The organism is Prochlorococcus sp. MIT 0801 (genome assembly GCF_000757865.1).
Lineage (GTDB): Bacteria > Cyanobacteriota > Cyanobacteriia > PCC-6307 > Cyanobiaceae > Prochlorococcus_B.
In genome coordinates this window covers 504,544-520,910 of record NZ_CP007754.1, presented here as the reverse complement: position 1 = coordinate 520,910, position 16,367 = coordinate 504,544, and the positions used below count along the sequence as shown (strand labels likewise).

Below are 16,367 nucleotides of genomic sequence, written 5' to 3'. Positions count from 1 at the left end.
CATATAATCAGTTTTACAGATAAAATACATTTATATAAAATTCTCGAAATAAGACTAATTTTTATTTTTTATAATTTTTCTACTTTTATTATTTATTTGTTGTTGAGAAAGAGGGCCTATTATTTGATAATCCTCAACCAAAAGTTGATAGTCAACACGACGAACATCAAGACTAATAAAATGTTTTAAATGATTAATAGGTATATCACCTTTAAGATTCAATTTGAAAGGTAACGCTTTTTTTTGATTATTTCTTGGCTTTTGACGAATTTTAATAACTACCTCCTTTTCTTCTGGCTTAGTAAAAATCAATTCTCCTCTTATTGAAAAATAATCATCACCTTCCAATAAAGAATCAGAATCGACCTTCAAAACTGAATCTTCATTCAATTCCTCGCTATCCAGAAGTTCTTTTTTTAAAGTACTTGGTTCCCAAATACCTGTGATTTGCAAATGAAGATTTTGATTATTTCTACATCTTGGATATACGACCCAGAGGTGAGGTTTCTCTAGAGGAACGTGATTTCTAATCAAGGTTATTACTCTTCCAAGGACAACTGAATCTATTTCATTACCTTTTGAATCAATTAAAGCTCCACGAGTAAAGGTGTCATCGTCTTGAGGCTTATAAATACCTCTAACTAATCCAATTGCTCGGTATTGCAATGGATCAGTAACCGAGGGGATTGGATGGTTCTTCATCTATTTAATAAATAGGCCATTAGGGACCAATCTTAAATTTACCAAAATCTTATGGATATTATTGTGTTTTTATTCATTTTGGACATTTTCATCCTCTGACTGATCAAATGCATTGAGAGCTGCATCGAGTGCATCTGATGGGGTTGTAGCATTATTCATTGCTCCTACTTGCTTAAGACGGTTCATCAAATCAAATGGATCTATTGGTAAACCTTGATCAATTTGATCTTCTGTATCAAAAGTGCTGTAAATATCTCTTTTCTCATCAGTTGAATAATCTTTTAGTTCCGAAATTCTTATTGTTCTTGGAGGAGCAAAAACTTGACCTACCGTAATTAAGATTGGAGCCAAACAATATAAAGCAAACAATAATTGACCATTAATAAAACGTGCAGTTTGCTTCAAAACTAAACTTTCGTCTGAATCTACATGATAATAACTTAAGCAATAAAATCTTTAAGTCTTGCTAGTTGCAACCTGGAATGTGAATTCTATTCGTTCAAGAATAGATCATGTCAAAGAATGGCTCATCACTAACAAGATTGACATTCTTTGCTTGCAAGAGACAAAAACAGAAGATAAGTCTTTTCCAATTGAAATTTTTTCAAACCTTGGATATGAGGTTTCAATCTCTGGCCAAAAGTCTTACAATGGAGTAGCAATCATAAGCCGATTCCCGATTAATAATATAAAGATTGGCTTTAATAAAGTAATCAAAGACTATCAAGATTTATCTATATTAAGTGAACAGAAAAGAATTATAAGCGCTGATATCAATGATATTAGAATAATAAATGTTTATGTTCCAAATGGATCATCTTTAAATTCAGATAAGTTTATTTATAAAGAAAAATGGCTAGAATGTCTAAAGGTTTATTTAAGGGAAATCAATCAAGATGAAACACCTATATGTTTACTAGGAGACTTTAATATTGCCCCTGAAGATAGAGATATCCATACACCAAGTAAATATAAAGAATCAATTATGGCTTCTTCCAAAGAGAGGAAATTACTCAAAGATGCTTTAGGAGAGAAATTAGAAGATGTTTTTAGGATTTTTGAGCCCGGAGAGAAAAATTGGTCTTGGTGGGATTATCGCCATTCAGCCTGGGAAAGAGACAAGGGCTGGAGGATTGATCATATTTACCTAACAGAAGAAATTCTTAGTTGTGCCAATAGTTGTTGGATCGATAAAGAACAAAGATCTAAAGAGAAACCTAGTGATCATGCACCTGTAGTTGTCGATATCAACTGGCCTCCATCAGATATTGAAAATGAATTTTTCTTCTAAAAAATTCATTTTTTTTCTATTTTCAAATCATCACAGAATTAACAAATCAAAAATTTACAATTAGCCAAAAACAATTGAAATCAAAGGGCGTCATATCCAAGAAAGTCTTACTGTTACTTGTTTTTAAGATTAAATTCAATTAGGAAGATAGACTTTATTAAGGATTAAAAAAAATAACCAGATGCTGAACAGATTCAAAAATTTAGACGAATCAGTCACTTTTAGGCCATTATGACGGACTGTGTTTATGAGCTCATTCGCTGAGGTGCTGTGACAGACGCGTTGAACACAAAAAGATCTGAAGAGATTTTTGGTGCTGCCAAAGATTTGATGCCTGGTGGAGTCAGTTCACCTGTAAGAGCTTTCAAATCTGTTGAGGGAGATCCAATCGTTTTTGATCGAGTTAAAGGTCCTTATGCCTGGGATGTTGATGGAAACAGATACATCGATTATGTTGGCAGCTGGGGACCAGCGATTTGTGGACATGCCCACCCCGAGGTAATTGCAGCCCTTCAAGAGACACTTGAGAAAGGCACAAGTTTTGGAGCGCCTTGTTTTCTCGAGAACAAGCTTGCTGAGATGGTTATAGATGCTGTCCCAAGCGTTGAGATGGTCCGGTTTGTCAATAGCGGAACGGAAGCTTGTATGGCAGTTCTTCGGCTAATGAGAGCTTTTACTGGCAGGGATAAAGTTATCAAGTTCGAGGGTTGCTATCACGGGCATGCAGATATGTTTTTGGTGAAAGCTGGTTCAGGAGTAGCAACACTTGGGTTACCAGACTCACCAGGTGTGCCAAGAAGTACAACCGCCAATACACTTACTGCTCCTTATAACGATCTTGAAGCTGTAAAAGAGCTTTTCGCTGAAAACCCAGATGCTATTTCTGGAGTCATCCTTGAGCCTGTTGTAGGGAATGCAGGCTTTATCACCCCTGAACCTGGTTTTTTAGAAGGATTAAGAGAGGTAACGCGAGAGAATGGAGCTCTTTTAGTTTTTGATGAAGTAATGACTGGTTTTAGAATCAGCTATGGAGGTGCCCAAGAGCGTTTTGGAGTAACTCCTGACTTAACCACTTTGGGCAAGGTGATTGGAGGAGGACTTCCAGTAGGAGCCTATGGAGGTCGCAAGGAGATCATGTCAATGGTTTCGCCTTCTGGTCCTATGTATCAAGCCGGTACGTTAAGCGGCAATCCTCTAGCCATGACAGCTGGTATAAAAACTCTTGAGCTCCTCAAACAAGAAGGTACCTATGAAAAATTAGAAGCTCTTACGAAAAAGCTTGTCGATGGAATCGTTAAAGCTGCTAAAGAATCAAACTTTGCCATTCATGGTCAAAGCATTAGCGCTATGTTTGGTTTTTATCTCTGTGAAGGACCAGTTAGAAACTTTGAAGAAGCTAAATCTACTGATAGTGAGCTTTTCAGCAAACTGCATAGAATCATGCTTCAAAAAGGGATTTACTTAGCTCCAAGTGCATTTGAAGCTGGCTTTACCTCACTCGCACATTCTGAAGATGATATAACTTCCACAATAAAAGCTTTTCAAGAAAGCTTTTCTGAAATTAAATAAAAAAAACCAACTCAAAAAAAATTAAATTGGTTTTTTTTATTATTTATATTTAATTACTATCTATTTCTTCCCCCTACAATAACTGGAACATTTCCTGAGGTAGTTCCTGGCAAAGAAGGAACAACTTGTGTCTCACCATTCCACTTATCTAAAAACAATTTAAAAAGAACTTGATCATCAAGACTTTTATTTAATGTGTCGTATCTGAGAGCTTCTTGCTCAGCAATTTTAACTTCAGTTTGAGCTCTTAAAAGTTTTTGCTCTGCAATTTGTTTTTCTTCAATAGCTGCTCGATATTCATCTGCAATTGTTAAACCAGTTAAATCAAGAGATTGAACATCCACATAGTCAAACTTATTTAGTTCCTCTGCAACCGTATCCTCAACTAATTCTGAAATATCACTCCAAGAACTAGCTATGGTTACCAACTCATACTTTGAGAAGACTGACTTAAGGGCTTTAAGTAGTGATGGTTGAATTATCCTGTTATAAATCTCTCTATCGTTATAAGAGATAGTTTTAAAGACTCTTCCAGCCTCATTGGGTTTTAGAGCATATTTAACAGTGGCGGTTGCAGAAATAACTTGCAAATCTTTTGTTAATGAATCAAATTTTTCAGGTCTAACTTGAGTTTGAACGTTAAATGGATAGGTATTTTGTACAAAAGGAACTTTGAAATTCAAACCAGGTTTACGTGATCCACCGCTTACTTTCCCTAATGTCGTTACTACTGAAACCTGACCAGCGGGGACGACAAAGAATGCTTGAGTAAGAAATAAAAAACCAGTAAAGCCAAGGACAAGTAGAAGAGTTGTTGTACTACCAGGTCCATTCGGAGTCACATTACGAAATGGAGTTGTCATAAAAAATATTATCTAAATAGATTTTATGTTGATTTAGACAATATTGTGTAATTTGTTAGGTAGAAAAAATAATTACCTAATATTTAAAAATCAGCAAGAAAATCATTTGGTGAACTAAAAATTTCCTACCTTATTTAATCAAATCATCTCTTTAGCAATTCTTAAAACCTCTAAATATAGTTCTTCGTCAATCTCTCTAATATCATATTCAGTTGGCATTGTCCCATGCTTAAACTCATGTACTATCATCCAACATGTTCTTTCTAGTTCTTTTTTTGACTTTCCAGATAAGTCAATTGCTTTTTTAGAAAGTTTTTGTATTAACTGATCCATGATAAAAAAACTGAACAACTAAAGTTTTTATATATTTATGTATTCTTAAACTATCTATAATTTTGAAATTGAATAGCTATATCCAATTCATCCTCCATTGTCTTAATTAAACTAATTGCAGATTGCAAATCATCTTTATTTTTACCTGTGATTCTCAAACTTTCTCCCTGAATTGATGCAGTTACTTTCTTCATATTATCTCGAACTAACTTACTTAATTTTTTTGAAGTTTCTTGAGACAGTCCTTTCCTTAATTTAACAATTTGCATTACCATGTTTCCTCCTATAATTTCAATCTTTTGAAAATCAAATATCTTTAAGGATAAATTTCTTTTAGTAGCTTTTTGTAATAAAATATCCTTTACTGATTCAATTGTCATATCGCTAAGAGAAATAATTGATAGTTCATCTTCTTTAATGTCTATTTTTGTCTTTGAGTCTTTTAGATCATACCTTTGATCAACTTCTCTCCTCAATTGATCAATAGCATTTACTAATTCCTGCTGATCAAATTCTGAAACCACATCAAAAGAATAAGAAGAGGGCATAAAAATTTCTCTTTGTTTTCACCATTTTATAAAAAAAAACGCAAATTGCTTGTAAATATACTTATGAGATATTTCGCAAGTTAAGAAGAACTATCCAGAAGTAGATGATTGTCTTTGATTGAAAATCAATCAAAAAACATCAGGCTCACTACTTTCCCCATATCTTCAGCACTATGACAACTACTCAATAATGTTTCACTGTCATGAAATGCGAAACAAATCAATTGATCACATCTGTTAATAATTTCTTGATTACAAAGACTGCTTGCCATTGGCAAAGGAAAATCATTATTGTCTTCTTTCTCTATTAGATGTAAAACGCTACCAAGAAGATCCTTAACCTCCGCAGTTTGTCTATCAAGAGACTGAGGCAACAAAACAGTTAAGAGAGAGGGATTAACATCCAGTACCGCTCTAATTACTGCAGCATTTACACCTTGAGAACCTGAAGTGATTATAGAATGGCCCTCTTGAGCCAAAGACCTAGCTATTAATTCAACTATATGAATAGAAACGACAGGTACATGCCGACTACCTAAAAAAGCAATTCTTCTTTTTCCCTCGTTTTTCAACAAGGCCAATTCCTGAGCGAGAGTATCAACTCGTCCCAATGCAGGAAGATCGAGTGATCGGCTCAAGGACATCCTAATTCAGATAATATAAAGCTAGCCATTATTGATGAACTCAAGAAGAAATTCCTAAAGTTTTTAAGATTCGATCAAGTTCACAATGTTCTTGTACTAATCGAAAAGCATAAGTAGCTTTGACTGTCTCATGAAGACGAACATGACCAAATGCTTGTTCAATAACCTCAACTGTTGAAAGAGTATCTCTATCGACTTTTAGCAATGGAACATCTAACTCTTCTGATCTGTTAATCAATTGTGGTAATGGTTCGCCAGCACCTGTCAATATTAGACATTGAGTCGACGCTTCCAAAGCCGCCAATTGGATATCTGTTCGATCTGCTCCAGTCACTACGGCCATATTGCGCCTTTTTCGAAAAAATTCCATTGCAGAATTAACACTCATTGCTCCAATACTTAATGTCTCAACCATTAACTCAAGCCTGTCAGAGCAACAAATAACTCGAGCATTTAAACGTCTCACCAATTCTTCAACAGTGACACTCCTCAACAAAGGAGACCTAGGCATTACTCCAAATACATCTAAACCTAATGCCTTAAGAGATGGAACTATATTTTCTTTAATATCTTTGATTTGATCAGGGTTAACAGCATTTAAGACAACACCACTGAGATGATCTCCTAGCTGATTTTTAGCCTCCAGTAAAGCTTCAACACTTCTACTATCCTGCCAGAAATGAGCAAGTAAAACCTTAGCGTTTAAACGTTTCGCAAGTTGAGTGAGACTTAATCCATACAATAGTCCCTCATGCAAACTACCTGCTGCTTCAAGAATATTGATAGCATCACTAGAAGAATCAAGAGATTGATGGAACTCATCAAATTTTATCCCCGGATCTAAGATATTCTCTTGAATCCTCTCGCTAGCAGTAGAAGCCGCCAAAAATTGAATGGAAGGAATTAAATTCTCAGCAGATAATTGTAATGTCTCCCCAACGAACCTAACATCATCATCGATCATATCTTGAATGTCTCCTCTTTCAGAGACATTTAATTCAAGGCTTGTGGCTAATGGTTTACCAAATCTAACCACATGATTTGAAGCAATTAAATTTCTTGCTATGCCAAGAACTAATGCCGACTTACCGCTAAATGGTTCACATGATCCAATTAGAAAGGTCTTGCTCATTAATTAAAGACCTGATGGGAGATGAATAACTCTATAAGTTTAGGCTTTTTGAAAAAGTTCTCAACACTAAATCTGTATAAAATTCTAATTAGACAAATATTCTCCAGTAATTCCTAACTTTTTCACATAAAATACAATGAATTCAACTAAGTGACCAAAAGATTGTCAGACAACTCAAGGTTTAAAGGTTTAAAAATTGCCATAACAGGTTCGAATGGAAGCCTAGGCAAAGCACTTATTGAGGTGCTGAAAAAAAAAGGGGCTTATGTAATTGGTTTAACTCATGACAGAAGAAATAATAGTAACGCGGAAGGAGGCGAACCTGATGAATGGATTCTCTGGTCCTGTGGAAAAGAAAGACTCCTTTCAAGCCGTCTCGCTAAAATTGATATTTTAATACTTAATCATGGATTTAATCCAAAAGGAATGATTGAATCAAATGAAATAAATAAAGCCTTAGAAATCAATTCCCTTAGTCATTTGAGATTAGTAGAAATATTTGAGGATTTAGCACTATCAAATAATTTAAATAAGCAAAATTCGAAGGAAGTATGGATAAATACATCTGAAGCAGAGATTCAAATAGCTTTTAGTCCGGTATACGAAATAACTAAACGTCTAATAGGTGAACTTATAAGTTTAAAAAAAAGCAAATTATTAATGGATAAAAGGAATTATTTTATTATCAAAAAATTAATTTTAGGTCCTTTTAAATCGAAATTAAACCCACAAGGAATAATGAGCCCTGAATTTGTAGCAAAAAAAATAATCCAAAAAGCAGAAAAAGAGGCTTACCTAGTCATAGTATCCCCTAATCCATTAACACATTTAATAATGCCATTCGTTGAATCAATTAGAATATTATATTCACGATTAATCAATAAAATTTACTCAAACACTCCCCTTTAAAAGGAAGTCAATCACCTCTATCAGTCAATATCTCGAAACCATTTTTGGTAACCAAAACAGTATGCTCCCATTGAGCAGATAGATTTCCATCTTTAGTAATGACTGTCCATCCATCACTAAGTGTCTTGCAGTGTTTTGACCCAAGATTAATTATAGGTTCCACTGCAATAGTCATACCCTCTCTTAGAGTGACGTTTGGCAAATCATTCGTTCTAAAATTAAACACCGAAGGTTCCTCGTGAAGATTCCTACCCACTCCATGTCCGGTATAATCCTCGACAACACTAAAACCATTAGCTTTGACATAATCTTCTATAGCACCTGCAATATCAAGAAGTTTGTTTTGTGGCTTAATCTGTTTTATTCCAAGCATTAAGGCTTTTCTTGCGACTCTACTTAATTCATTTGCTTTATCTGAGGTATTACCTACGCATATAGTTATACAACTATCCCCATGATAACCATTATAAAAAGCTCCGGTATCTACCTTAAGTAAATCTCCATCATTAATAATTTTCTTCTTACTAGGTATTCCATGAACAACTTCATTGTTTATGCTTGAACATATACTACCTGGGAAGCCATGATAGCCTTTGAAACTTGGCTTGGCATTTTGATCTCTTATTCGTTTTTCAGCATACTTATCTAGATCCAAAGTAGACATTCCAGGTTTAACTAAGTCTCTAATTTCACTCAATACAGTTGCAACTATTTTGCTGGATTTACGCATGATTTCTATCTCTCTTGAAGACTTAATTTCAACTCCTCTCCTCTGTTTAATTACAGGTCCTTTATTGATAGGAATTTTTGAGTTTTCAGAAGAGAGAAGGTCAGAGAAAAGATTCATTGTTTAGGGAAAAAGTAAAAATCTCAAAATTTGCACCTTATTAACAATCTAATAATAGGTAAACTATCAAACGAAGAGGGACAGTTTTATTAAAAAAATTCTTTTCTTTAATAAAATTTCCATATTTTAGAAAAAAGTTGAAAAAGACTAGGTTTTCTTTTTAAACGATCAATCAATGACTGAAAAAAAGCTAAATCGGGAAATCATGGTCATTAGAGATGAAAAGATCAGATATATAAAAAATTTTTAATTTGAGAAACCAGCGGTTACAATATAAGTTCGGCCAAATAAAGAGTAATTGGTGATGTCAGTCGATTCGAAAGAGCCCTCATTAGAAGAGGTGAAAATTGAAGATGAATCAAATGCTTCAGAGAACTCTGGGGTAAAAAAAGCTTCTGAAACAAAATCCAAAGGAAAGAAAATTTCAATTAAGAATCTTTCTCCTGCTGAAATAATAAAGACTTTTGAAGACGCTCAACTAAGTAAAGATCTTCCTGACATATACGTTGGTGATACAGTTCGTGTTGGTGTCCGAATAAGTGAGGGCAATAAGGAGAGGGTTCAGCCCTACGAGGGTGTTGTAATAGCAAAGAGACATGGCGGAATTCATCAAACAATTACAATTAGAAGAATTTTCCAAGGAATAGGAGTTGAAAGAATTTTTCTGGTTCACAGTCCACAAGTTGCATCGATTAAGGTTGAACGCCGAGGTAAAGTAAGAAGAGCGAAGCTTTTCTATCTGCGTGAGCGAGTGGGCAAAGCCACACGCGTAAAGCAGCGCTTCGACCGCTGAGGTTTCGGCCTCCTCAATAAAAATCATTGCTCAACAATGATTTAAAGGGCATATAAAATGCGCCGTTAGTTCAGTTGGTAGAACGCAGGTCTCCAAAACCTGATGTCGGGGGTTCAAGTCCTCCACGGCGCGTTTGAAAACCCTTTCCGCAGTTACTTTTTTAAAGAATGGAGTTGGATCTTCAACCTGGCGATGTCGTAAAAGTTCTTGAGTCAGCCGCATTAGGCTGGGTCAGAGCTCGAGTTATTCGTGTTAAATCAGGTGGCCGTGTAGTAGTGCAGAGCGACCAAGGCCGCGAGTTCACAGCTCGTGGGAATCAAGTTAGGCTTATAGAGCCTGCAGGTTTCCGTCCTTAAAATTCATCTACTTATTTAGTTTTATTTCATGAGTATCTCTCTTAACAGAGAAATTGATTGAAAAAAACCATATGAAGATAGTTTTCTTAAGTCAACAATATTAATTCTTAGTTGACTAGAAGGCATTTTTAGGATGATACTCATTGGGTCATTAAGAAGGATTTCTCATAAAAGATACAATCCTTTTCAAGGCCTAAAGCTGGGACCGTAGTTCAACTGGTTAGAGCACCGCCCTGTCACGGCGGAAGTTGCGGGTTCGAATCCCGTCGGTCCCGTATCTAAATCGAATTAGAGCTTTGAAAGTCAGGGTAAGATTGGCACCAAGTCCAACGGGAACACTTCATCTAGGGACAGCGAGAACAGCACTATTTAACTGGCTTTTTGCAAAAAAAGAAGGTGGGACTTTTCTCTTGAGAATTGAGGACACTGATATTGAAAGATCGAAAGAAGAATATATAAAAAACATATATGACGGACTCCAGTGGCTAGGAATCAACTGGGATGAATCCCCAACGATTCAAAGTGAAAGAGTAAATGAACATAAACAAATTATAAAAACTCTTATCGATAAAGGATTTGCATACAAATGTTATGCATCAGAACATGAACTCGAAGAAATGAGAGAAACCCAAAAGAAAAATGGTTTAGCTCCAAAATATGATAATAGGCACAGAAATTTAACTCCAGAACAAGAATCAGAATTTATAAACGCGGGAAGAGAGCCCGTTATCAGATTCAAAATCAGTGATCAAAAATTAATTACATGGAATGACTTAATTCGAGGAAAAATGACTTGGAGTGGAAAAGATTTAGGTGGTGACATGGTCATTGCACGAAGAGCACCAGCAGATTTAATTGGAGATCCTTTATACAATTTAGTAGTTGTTGCAGATGATTCAGCAATGCAAATTTCTCATGTAATAAGGGGAGAAGATCATCTCGCAAATACTGCTAAGCAAATTCTTCTTTACGAAGCTCTAGATCTCAATATCCCCGTTTTCGCTCATACACCATTAATTCTTAATTCTGAAGGTAAAAAACTTTCAAAGAGGGATGGAGTTACTTCAATTTCTGAATTCAAGAAAATGGGTTATACATCTGAAGCGATGGCAAATTATATGACTCTTCTTGGCTGGTCAGTTCCAGAGGGGATTAACGAAAGATTCAAAATCTCTGAGATCTCAGAGATTTTCACTTTTAAAAAGGTAAATAAAGCTTCAGCAAAATTTGATTGGGACAAATTAAACTGGCTCAACTCTCAAGTAATCCATGAGATGTCGGCAGAAACTCTATTAGAAAATTTAAATCCTTTATTTAAAGAAAATGGATGGCATCTTCCAAGTCATGAATGGGGAATCAATCTAGTAGGTTTAATAGGACCATCCATGGTTCTTATTAATGATGGAGTGGACCAAGCTAAATCTTTTTTTGAAGAGCCAGAATTAATTGATGATGGCAAAAAGCAATTGGAAATTAAAGAAGCAGCAGTAATTTTAAAGTTCATACTTGAAAAATTGGGAAACACAGATGCTGATTCCTTTTCAAAAGAGAAAGCTCTTGATTTAATTAATCAAGCCACGAAACACTGCGATGTAAAAAAAGGTCTTGTTATGAAAAGTCTAAGAGCTGCACTTTTTGGAACTCTCAATGGACCTGATTTAATTCAAAGCTGGGTTTTACTTTCAAGGTTCAGTAAAGATAGAACTCGAATTAGTCGTTTTATCTAGATCGTTATCCTCATCCAATAAACCCAATCTTTTTGCTAACGGTTGAGCTGTTAAACCTTGAATACCTACTGTCATTAATATTGTCAAAAAAACTAATCCCTGAAGTTTTCCAGCACCTAGAACGCCTGCCTGCTCTAATCTAATTGAAAACAAAGAAGCAACTGCGGCAGTTACTATTCCACGGGGTGCTAACCAACCAAGAAACAATCTTTGTTGATTATCAAGAGGTAATCCATAAGTTGCTATCCATACAGCTATTGGCCTCACTACAATCATTAAAAAAAGAACACAAGTTATACCGCCCCAACCCAAAGGACTTAATTCCCCCCATGAAACATCTGCTGCAAGGAGTGGGAAAAGCATAGTTATTGCTAACTGGGCTAATTCTCTTATTAATTTGTCAAGTTCATTTGCCTCTGTAGAAGGTCTTTGTCCTACAACAAACCCTGCTGCAACAGATGCAGGCAAACCTGATTCAGGTAACAACCATTCACATACTCCATATAGTAAGAAAACTACTCCAAGAGTAAGTTGCAATCTGATACCGACATAAGGCTCAGATCGTAAGCGCTTCAAGCCTTCTGAAAGCAATAAACCTGCAACTGAACCAATTAAAACTCCTCCTCCAAGCCTTGAAAGGAGACCAATTAATAGCTCTTTCCAGCCATGTAAGTCTCCTACAACAAGCTCCAACAATAAGAGTGCTAGTACAGCTCCAATAGGTTCAAGTATCAAACCCTCCGCCTCGAGCACATCGCTTAATGGAGATGCAAGTCGAATTTGTCGAACTAGAGGAGTTACTACAGTTGGTCCAGTAGCAAGAACAATTGCGCTGTAAACTCCAGCTACGGACCAACCAAGACCTGCGAACCAATGAGCAGCAAGAAAGGCAGCTGCTAATGAAATTATTAATCTAATTGATAAAATTCTTAGAACTATTGACTTAATTGCGCCCCCAGGGAATCGAAGATTTAAACCACCATCAAACAAAACAAGGCTTACCAATAAACCAACTATTGTCTCCAACCCCTTTCCAAGATCTAATGGTTCAACCAATCCAAGCCCTGATCGCCCAATCAACAAACCAGATAGCAACAATAAAACCACCCCAGGGAGTCCTGTTAGTACCGACAATAATCTTGCTCCAGCTCCAGAAAAAACTGTGATACCCCAGAGCAAGCCCAGCCGCTCAGGAGTCATAAACAACTAGCAATGAAGACATAAACGAGTATCCATTTAATCTACCTAAGAAAATAAATAAGTTAATAAGCTGATTTTACTTACATATTCTTATAGAGTAGCAACCCTTTCAATCCAAATATTATTTATATATCCTAGTTTAGAAAATAACTGAAAAAAACCTATTCAAAAACTATAGGTCAAACTTTCTTAAGAAAGATTGATTAGGCATATAGAGAGGGTGACGAGGGTTACCTTTTTTACTAAGGCCAAGACTTAAAATACGTTTGGAAAAATTATTTTCGTTTGATTTCAAATTTGAAAATTTCTTAATTAATTTTAGAACTTTACGATCACGTCCCTTTAATTGACCTTTATCACCCCATCCTAACCACAAATCACAATTGTTATTTTCGCGCCAAAATTGTAATGATTTTAAAGTAATTAAATCATTATTTTCTCCTATTGGATCATTGCTTTTTGATAATTGATCAGGAGACTTGGAAATCAGTCCAAAGAGATTAATTATATAGATATTTTTATAATTCCATCTCGAACAAAAATTAATTATCCTTACTAGAGTTTTATCATTATTTGATGTATTGGCTTTAGAAGGATTCAAGCCAATAAACAATATCGTCTTTTTACCACTTAATAACTCTCTTTTTAAAATCCATCGATAAGACCTGCATTCACTAAACAAGCAGAATGACAACCAAAAAATTAGAATTAAAATTAATTATAAAACCAATTTTTTTTTTAACCAGAAAAAATTAAGTTTGATACTAAAAGAGTAATTATGACAATAATTAAACCTGCTATTGCTACTCTGCCGTTCCATATCTCAGCTTGAGGAGTGAATCCTCTCTTCCATGAATTAAGTTCACTTGAGCTTGCAATCTTAGTGGATTTATTAGCTTCATTTGCATTTTTTAGTGGCATAATAAAAAATTAAAGCTTAAAAAAATATTGATTAAAAAGGGGGATTAAAGTCATAAAGTAAATCAGATTTTTCTAATGGCCATCGGGCTGAAACACCAAGTTCCATTGAACTTTGAAAATTATTAGAAAATCTTAACAAAGCTGCCGCTCCAATCATTGCCGCATTATCAGTACAAAATTCCATTGGTGCAAGAGCAATATTAATTGAATTTTCAGATGCTTTTGCAAGCATCATTTCCCTTAAACGCAAATTTGCAGCAACTCCTCCCACTAGAACTAGAGAATTCAGACCTTGATCAAGGGCACATCGAAGACTCCTCTCCACTAAGACCTCCGCAACTACGTATTCAAAACTTGCAGCAATGTCCTCTACTGGGAAGTTTTTATTTTCTGACCTGATTTTTTCTATCTTTCTAAATACAGCCGTTTTCAATCCACTAAAAGAAAAATCATATGGATAAAAACCACCTTCAGGTTTAGAGACTCTCCCTTTTGGGAAAAAGAACTTTTTTGGATCTCCAGATTTAGCTATTTTTTGAATTGCTGGCCCACCTGGATAGGAAAGTCCCAGTAGTCTTGCGACCTTATCAAAAGCTTCTCCGGCTGCATCATCATGACTTCTACCAAGGCGTTGATACTTGTGTTGAACATCTACTTTTATCAATTCAGTATGTCCTCCACTAACTAATAAGACTAAGAAAGGAGGTTTAGGATGATTTTCTGACAAATATATTGATGAAAGATGTCCCTCCAAATGATGAATTCCTAAAAATGGAATGTGATGCAAATTTGCTAAAGTTCTTGCAGTAACTGATCCGACCAAAAGTGAACCTGATAATCCTGGAGTAACAGTTGCGGCTACTGCATCTATATCTTCAATCTGTAATTTTGATTTTGCAAAAACTTCTTCAATTAAAAATGGAAGATTTTCCACATGTCTTCTTGAAGCAATTTCCGGAACAACACCACCCCAATTAGCATGCTCTTCCATTTGTGAAGCTATTTCATTAGCTATTAAATCAATTTTTCCTTTTTCATCAGAAACTAAAGCTGCTGCAGACTCGTCACAACTTGTTTCGAGGGATAAAATTATTGACATTTATCGCTATTGATCAACTAAGTTTAGTATTGAAATCCCATTAAAACAGGGAAACAGATAAAAATCAGAACTCATGAGTCGTCTTTTATCAATTTTACTTTCAGCATTTCTTTTCTTAGGAATAGCTCCAATAGCTAATGCAAGACCAGGCCCAGCACTAAACGCTGATAGAGCTCCTACAGATTTCACTGCTTCCGCTTTGGTATCTTGTGCTGATAATCCCCGTTTCCAAGAAAGAGCAAGCACAGCCTCAACAGATCAGGCAATAAAAAGATTTGAAAGATACAGCAAAGCCTTATGCGGAGATGATGGACTACCTCACTTAATAATTGGACCGCCTATTGAACCTTGGGGTGCATGGATTAACAGAGGTCATGAAGGAGATCTACTGATTCCAGGTGTAATGTTTATCTATATTGCAGGTATTATTGGTTGGTCTGGAAGGGAATATGTAAGAGCTGTTAGAGGCAAAAAGAACGCTGCAGAATATGAAATCATTATCGACACTGATCTGGCTTGGCAATGCTTAAAAAGAGGAGCCGCTTGGCCTCTACAAGCTAATAGAGAGGGAAAAAATGGAGAGCTTAGGGAAAAAGACAATAATGTTTCCCTTAATGGTCCAAGAGGCTAAAAAATTATTAATTCCTTAAATCACTTAATCTTTTCCAATCATGTTTCAATTATTTCGTACTAAATGGTTTAGATCAGCCCCAGTCGTATCAGCTATTTGGATTACTCTAACAGCAGGTATTATTGTTGAATTTAATAGATTTGTGCCAGACTTGCTTTTTCATCCAATGTCTTTTTAAAAATACAAATTATTAATTAAATTTAAGTTTTTAATCCCATTAAGCCTTCAATTTCTTTGAAGGCTTTTTCTATATCTTCATTAACAACTACAGCGTCAAACTCTTTTTTCGCAATAAGTTCCTTATTTGCTATTGCCAAGCGATCTCTAATAGATTCTTCAGTTTCAGTTCCCCTACCTCTGATTCTTTTTTCAAGTTCAGATAAATTTGGTGGTGCTATAAATATTTGCAATGCTTCAGGAAAAGACTTTCGAATTTGTCGAGCCCCCTCTAATTCAATTTCAAGAAGAACATTAGTTCCTTCTTTTATTTTTTCATTAACTATTTTTTTGGGAGTTCCATAAAAATTATTAGAGAATGAGGCCCACTCAAGAAAACCTTCATTATCTATTATGTTTTGAAAAATTTTCTTGTCTAAGAAAAAGTAATGCTCCCCATCAATTTCCCCCAATCTTGGTTTACGAGTAGTGGCAGAAATAGACAGCCATACATCACTATGGCTATCAAGGATTTTCCTAACAATTGTTCCTTTACCAACCCCACTTGGGCCAGTAAGAACAGTAAGATTTCCTAAAGTCGACATAATTAAATCCTATCGAATTTACCTAATAAAGGTTGATTCCA

The 16,367-nt window shown here is 35.4% G+C and carries 21 protein-coding genes and 2 tRNA genes; 10 read left to right on the top strand and 13 right to left on the bottom strand.

Features of this window, described 5'->3' with window-relative positions:
• Window positions 1–54 precede the first annotated feature (54 nt).
• Window positions 55–702: a hypothetical protein gene (locus EW15_RS02730; RefSeq protein ID WP_038651612.1), complete on the bottom strand. Its 648-nt coding sequence runs from the start codon at window positions 700–702 to the stop codon at window positions 55–57.
• Between the two features lie 69 nt (window positions 703–771).
• The gene (locus EW15_RS02725) at window positions 772–1,107 is read right to left on the bottom strand and encodes a hypothetical protein (RefSeq protein WP_038651608.1); all 336 of its coding nucleotides are present in this window, start codon (window positions 1,105–1,107) and stop codon (window positions 772–774) included.
• Window positions 1,108–1,165: 58 nt separating this feature from the next.
• Between EW15_RS02725 and xth the strand changes: the two genes are divergently transcribed.
• Window positions 1,166–1,993 carry an exodeoxyribonuclease III gene (gene xth / locus EW15_RS02720; RefSeq protein ID WP_038651604.1) on the top strand — a complete coding sequence of 276 codons (828 nt, stop codon included), beginning with the start codon at window positions 1,166–1,168 and terminating at the stop codon, window positions 1,991–1,993.
• A gap of 270 nt (window positions 1,994–2,263) precedes the next feature.
• Entirely contained in the window at window positions 2,264–3,562 is a 1,299-nt protein-coding gene (gene hemL / locus EW15_RS02715; RefSeq protein ID WP_071841032.1) for a glutamate-1-semialdehyde 2,1-aminomutase, read from the top strand.
• 56 nt (window positions 3,563–3,618) lie between these two features.
• Here hemL and EW15_RS02710 read toward each other — a convergent pair whose 3' ends face one another.
• From EW15_RS02710 to EW15_RS02690, 5 genes are all read right to left on the bottom strand, one after another.
• Window positions 3,619–4,425, bottom strand: coding sequence for a prohibitin family protein (locus EW15_RS02710; protein ID WP_038651598.1), 807 nt, complete (start codon window positions 4,423–4,425; stop codon window positions 3,619–3,621).
• Window positions 4,426–4,563: 138 nt separating this feature from the next.
• Window positions 4,564–4,758, bottom strand: coding sequence for a hypothetical protein (locus tag EW15_RS02705; protein ID WP_038651595.1), 195 nt, complete (start codon window positions 4,756–4,758; stop codon window positions 4,564–4,566).
• A gap of 50 nt (window positions 4,759–4,808) precedes the next feature.
• Window positions 4,809–5,306 carry a YajQ family cyclic di-GMP-binding protein gene (locus tag EW15_RS02700; RefSeq protein WP_038651592.1) on the bottom strand — a complete coding sequence of 166 codons (498 nt, stop codon included), beginning with the start codon at window positions 5,304–5,306 and terminating at the stop codon, window positions 4,809–4,811.
• A gap of 125 nt (window positions 5,307–5,431) precedes the next feature.
• Window positions 5,432–5,950 (bottom strand): DNA recombination-mediator protein A, encoded by a 519-nt coding sequence (locus tag EW15_RS02695; protein WP_038651589.1) that lies wholly within the window; start codon window positions 5,948–5,950, stop codon window positions 5,432–5,434.
• A gap of 40 nt (window positions 5,951–5,990) precedes the next feature.
• Complete coding sequence (locus tag EW15_RS02690) at window positions 5,991–7,082, bottom strand: phosphotransacetylase family protein (protein ID WP_038651586.1); 1,092 nt, start codon at window positions 7,080–7,082, stop codon at window positions 5,991–5,993.
• Between the two features lie 150 nt (window positions 7,083–7,232).
• On the opposite strand from EW15_RS02690, the gene EW15_RS02685 reads away from it, so the two are divergent.
• Window positions 7,233–7,991 (top strand): SDR family oxidoreductase, encoded by a 759-nt coding sequence (locus EW15_RS02685; protein ID WP_038651583.1) that lies wholly within the window; start codon window positions 7,233–7,235, stop codon window positions 7,989–7,991.
• A 7-nt stretch (window positions 7,992–7,998) separates the two neighbouring features.
• Here EW15_RS02685 and map read toward each other — a convergent pair whose 3' ends face one another.
• Window positions 7,999–8,838, bottom strand: coding sequence for a type I methionyl aminopeptidase (gene map / locus EW15_RS02680; RefSeq protein WP_038651579.1), 840 nt, complete (start codon window positions 8,836–8,838; stop codon window positions 7,999–8,001).
• Between the two features lie 304 nt (window positions 8,839–9,142).
• On the opposite strand from map, the gene rplS reads away from it, so the two are divergent.
• The 5 genes from rplS (at window position 9,143) to gltX (ending at window position 11,714) form a co-directional block, all read left to right on the top strand.
• Complete coding sequence (gene rplS / locus EW15_RS02675) at window positions 9,143–9,631, top strand: 50S ribosomal protein L19 (RefSeq protein WP_038651575.1); 489 nt, start codon at window positions 9,143–9,145, stop codon at window positions 9,629–9,631.
• 59 nt (window positions 9,632–9,690) lie between these two features.
• Window positions 9,691–9,763: transfer RNA gene (locus EW15_RS02670), tRNA-Trp, on the top strand.
• Between the two features lie 35 nt (window positions 9,764–9,798).
• Window positions 9,799–9,987: a hyperconserved protein Hcp gene (locus EW15_RS02665; protein ID WP_006043540.1), complete on the top strand. Its 189-nt coding sequence runs from the start codon at window positions 9,799–9,801 to the stop codon at window positions 9,985–9,987.
• Window positions 9,988–10,188: 201 nt separating this feature from the next.
• Window positions 10,189–10,262: transfer RNA gene (locus EW15_RS02660), tRNA-Asp, on the top strand.
• A 21-nt stretch (window positions 10,263–10,283) separates the two neighbouring features.
• The gene (gene gltX / locus EW15_RS02655) at window positions 10,284–11,714 is read left to right on the top strand and encodes a glutamate--tRNA ligase (RefSeq protein WP_038655076.1); all 1,431 of its coding nucleotides are present in this window, start codon (window positions 10,284–10,286) and stop codon (window positions 11,712–11,714) included.
• On the opposite strand, the gene EW15_RS02650 is transcribed toward gltX, so the two are convergent.
• From EW15_RS02650 to tsaD, 4 genes are all read right to left on the bottom strand, one after another.
• Complete coding sequence (locus EW15_RS02650) at window positions 11,670–12,914, bottom strand: sodium:proton antiporter (protein WP_038651569.1); 1,245 nt, start codon at window positions 12,912–12,914, stop codon at window positions 11,670–11,672. The two genes, gltX and EW15_RS02650, sit on opposite strands and share 45 nt — an antisense overlap.
• Before the next feature lie 172 nt (window positions 12,915–13,086).
• Window positions 13,087–13,596, bottom strand: coding sequence for a DUF1643 domain-containing protein (locus tag EW15_RS02645; RefSeq protein ID WP_225866611.1), 510 nt, complete (start codon window positions 13,594–13,596; stop codon window positions 13,087–13,089).
• A gap of 56 nt (window positions 13,597–13,652) precedes the next feature.
• The gene (locus EW15_RS02640) at window positions 13,653–13,835 is read right to left on the bottom strand and encodes a hypothetical protein (RefSeq protein ID WP_038651563.1); all 183 of its coding nucleotides are present in this window, start codon (window positions 13,833–13,835) and stop codon (window positions 13,653–13,655) included.
• Between the two features lie 31 nt (window positions 13,836–13,866).
• Window positions 13,867–14,934 (bottom strand): tRNA (adenosine(37)-N6)-threonylcarbamoyltransferase complex transferase subunit TsaD, encoded by a 1,068-nt coding sequence (gene tsaD, locus EW15_RS02635; protein WP_038651560.1) that lies wholly within the window; start codon window positions 14,932–14,934, stop codon window positions 13,867–13,869.
• 73 nt (window positions 14,935–15,007) lie between these two features.
• Between tsaD and EW15_RS02630 the strand changes: the two genes are divergently transcribed.
• Together EW15_RS02630 and psaJ are read left to right on the top strand one after the other, a co-directional pair.
• Window positions 15,008–15,565, top strand: coding sequence for a photosystem I reaction center subunit III (locus EW15_RS02630; protein ID WP_038651557.1), 558 nt, complete (start codon window positions 15,008–15,010; stop codon window positions 15,563–15,565).
• Between the two features lie 40 nt (window positions 15,566–15,605).
• Entirely contained in the window at window positions 15,606–15,743 is a 138-nt protein-coding gene (psaJ, locus tag EW15_RS02625; protein WP_038651554.1) for a photosystem I reaction center subunit IX, read from the top strand.
• Window positions 15,744–15,765: 22 nt separating this feature from the next.
• Here psaJ and gmk read toward each other — a convergent pair whose 3' ends face one another.
• Window positions 15,766–16,326, bottom strand: a complete 561-nt coding sequence (gmk, locus tag EW15_RS02620) for a guanylate kinase (protein WP_038651551.1) — start codon at window positions 16,324–16,326, stop codon at window positions 15,766–15,768.
• Window positions 16,327–16,367: the final 41 nt, after the last annotated feature.

Bases quoted from the DNA above. Each gene is read 5' to 3' on its own strand.
- EW15_RS02665 (WP_006043540.1), top strand. From the start codon at position 9,799: ATGGAGTTGGATCTTCAACCTGGCGATGTCGTAAAAGTTCTTGAGTCA.
- gmk (WP_038651551.1), bottom strand. From the start codon at position 16,326: ATGTCGACTTTAGGAAATCTTACTGTTCTTACTGGCCCAAGTGGGGTT.
- rplS (WP_038651575.1), top strand. From the start codon at position 9,143: ATGTCAGTCGATTCGAAAGAGCCCTCATTAGAAGAGGTGAAAATTGAA.
- EW15_RS02650 (WP_038651569.1), bottom strand. From the start codon at position 12,914: ATGACTCCTGAGCGGCTGGGCTTGCTCTGGGGTATCACAGTTTTTTCT.
- EW15_RS02630 (WP_038651557.1), top strand. From the start codon at position 15,008: ATGAGTCGTCTTTTATCAATTTTACTTTCAGCATTTCTTTTCTTAGGA.
- psaJ (WP_038651554.1), top strand. From the start codon at position 15,606: ATGTTTCAATTATTTCGTACTAAATGGTTTAGATCAGCCCCAGTCGTA.
- EW15_RS02690 (WP_038651586.1), bottom strand. From the start codon at position 7,082: ATGAGCAAGACCTTTCTAATTGGATCATGTGAACCATTTAGCGGTAAG.
- EW15_RS02695 (WP_038651589.1), bottom strand. From the start codon at position 5,950: ATGTCCTTGAGCCGATCACTCGATCTTCCTGCATTGGGACGAGTTGAT.
- EW15_RS02710 (WP_038651598.1), bottom strand. From the start codon at position 4,425: ATGACAACTCCATTTCGTAATGTGACTCCGAATGGACCTGGTAGTACA.
- map (WP_038651579.1), bottom strand. From the start codon at position 8,838: ATGAATCTTTTCTCTGACCTTCTCTCTTCTGAAAACTCAAAAATTCCT.
- tsaD (WP_038651560.1), bottom strand. From the start codon at position 14,934: ATGTCAATAATTTTATCCCTCGAAACAAGTTGTGACGAGTCTGCAGCA.
- EW15_RS02700 (WP_038651592.1), bottom strand. From the start codon at position 5,306: ATGCCCTCTTCTTATTCTTTTGATGTGGTTTCAGAATTTGATCAGCAG.
- EW15_RS02705 (WP_038651595.1), bottom strand. From the start codon at position 4,758: ATGGATCAGTTAATACAAAAACTTTCTAAAAAAGCAATTGACTTATCT.
- EW15_RS02640 (WP_038651563.1), bottom strand. From the start codon at position 13,835: ATGCCACTAAAAAATGCAAATGAAGCTAATAAATCCACTAAGATTGCA.
- EW15_RS02730 (WP_038651612.1), bottom strand. From the start codon at position 702: ATGAAGAACCATCCAATCCCCTCGGTTACTGATCCATTGCAATACCGA.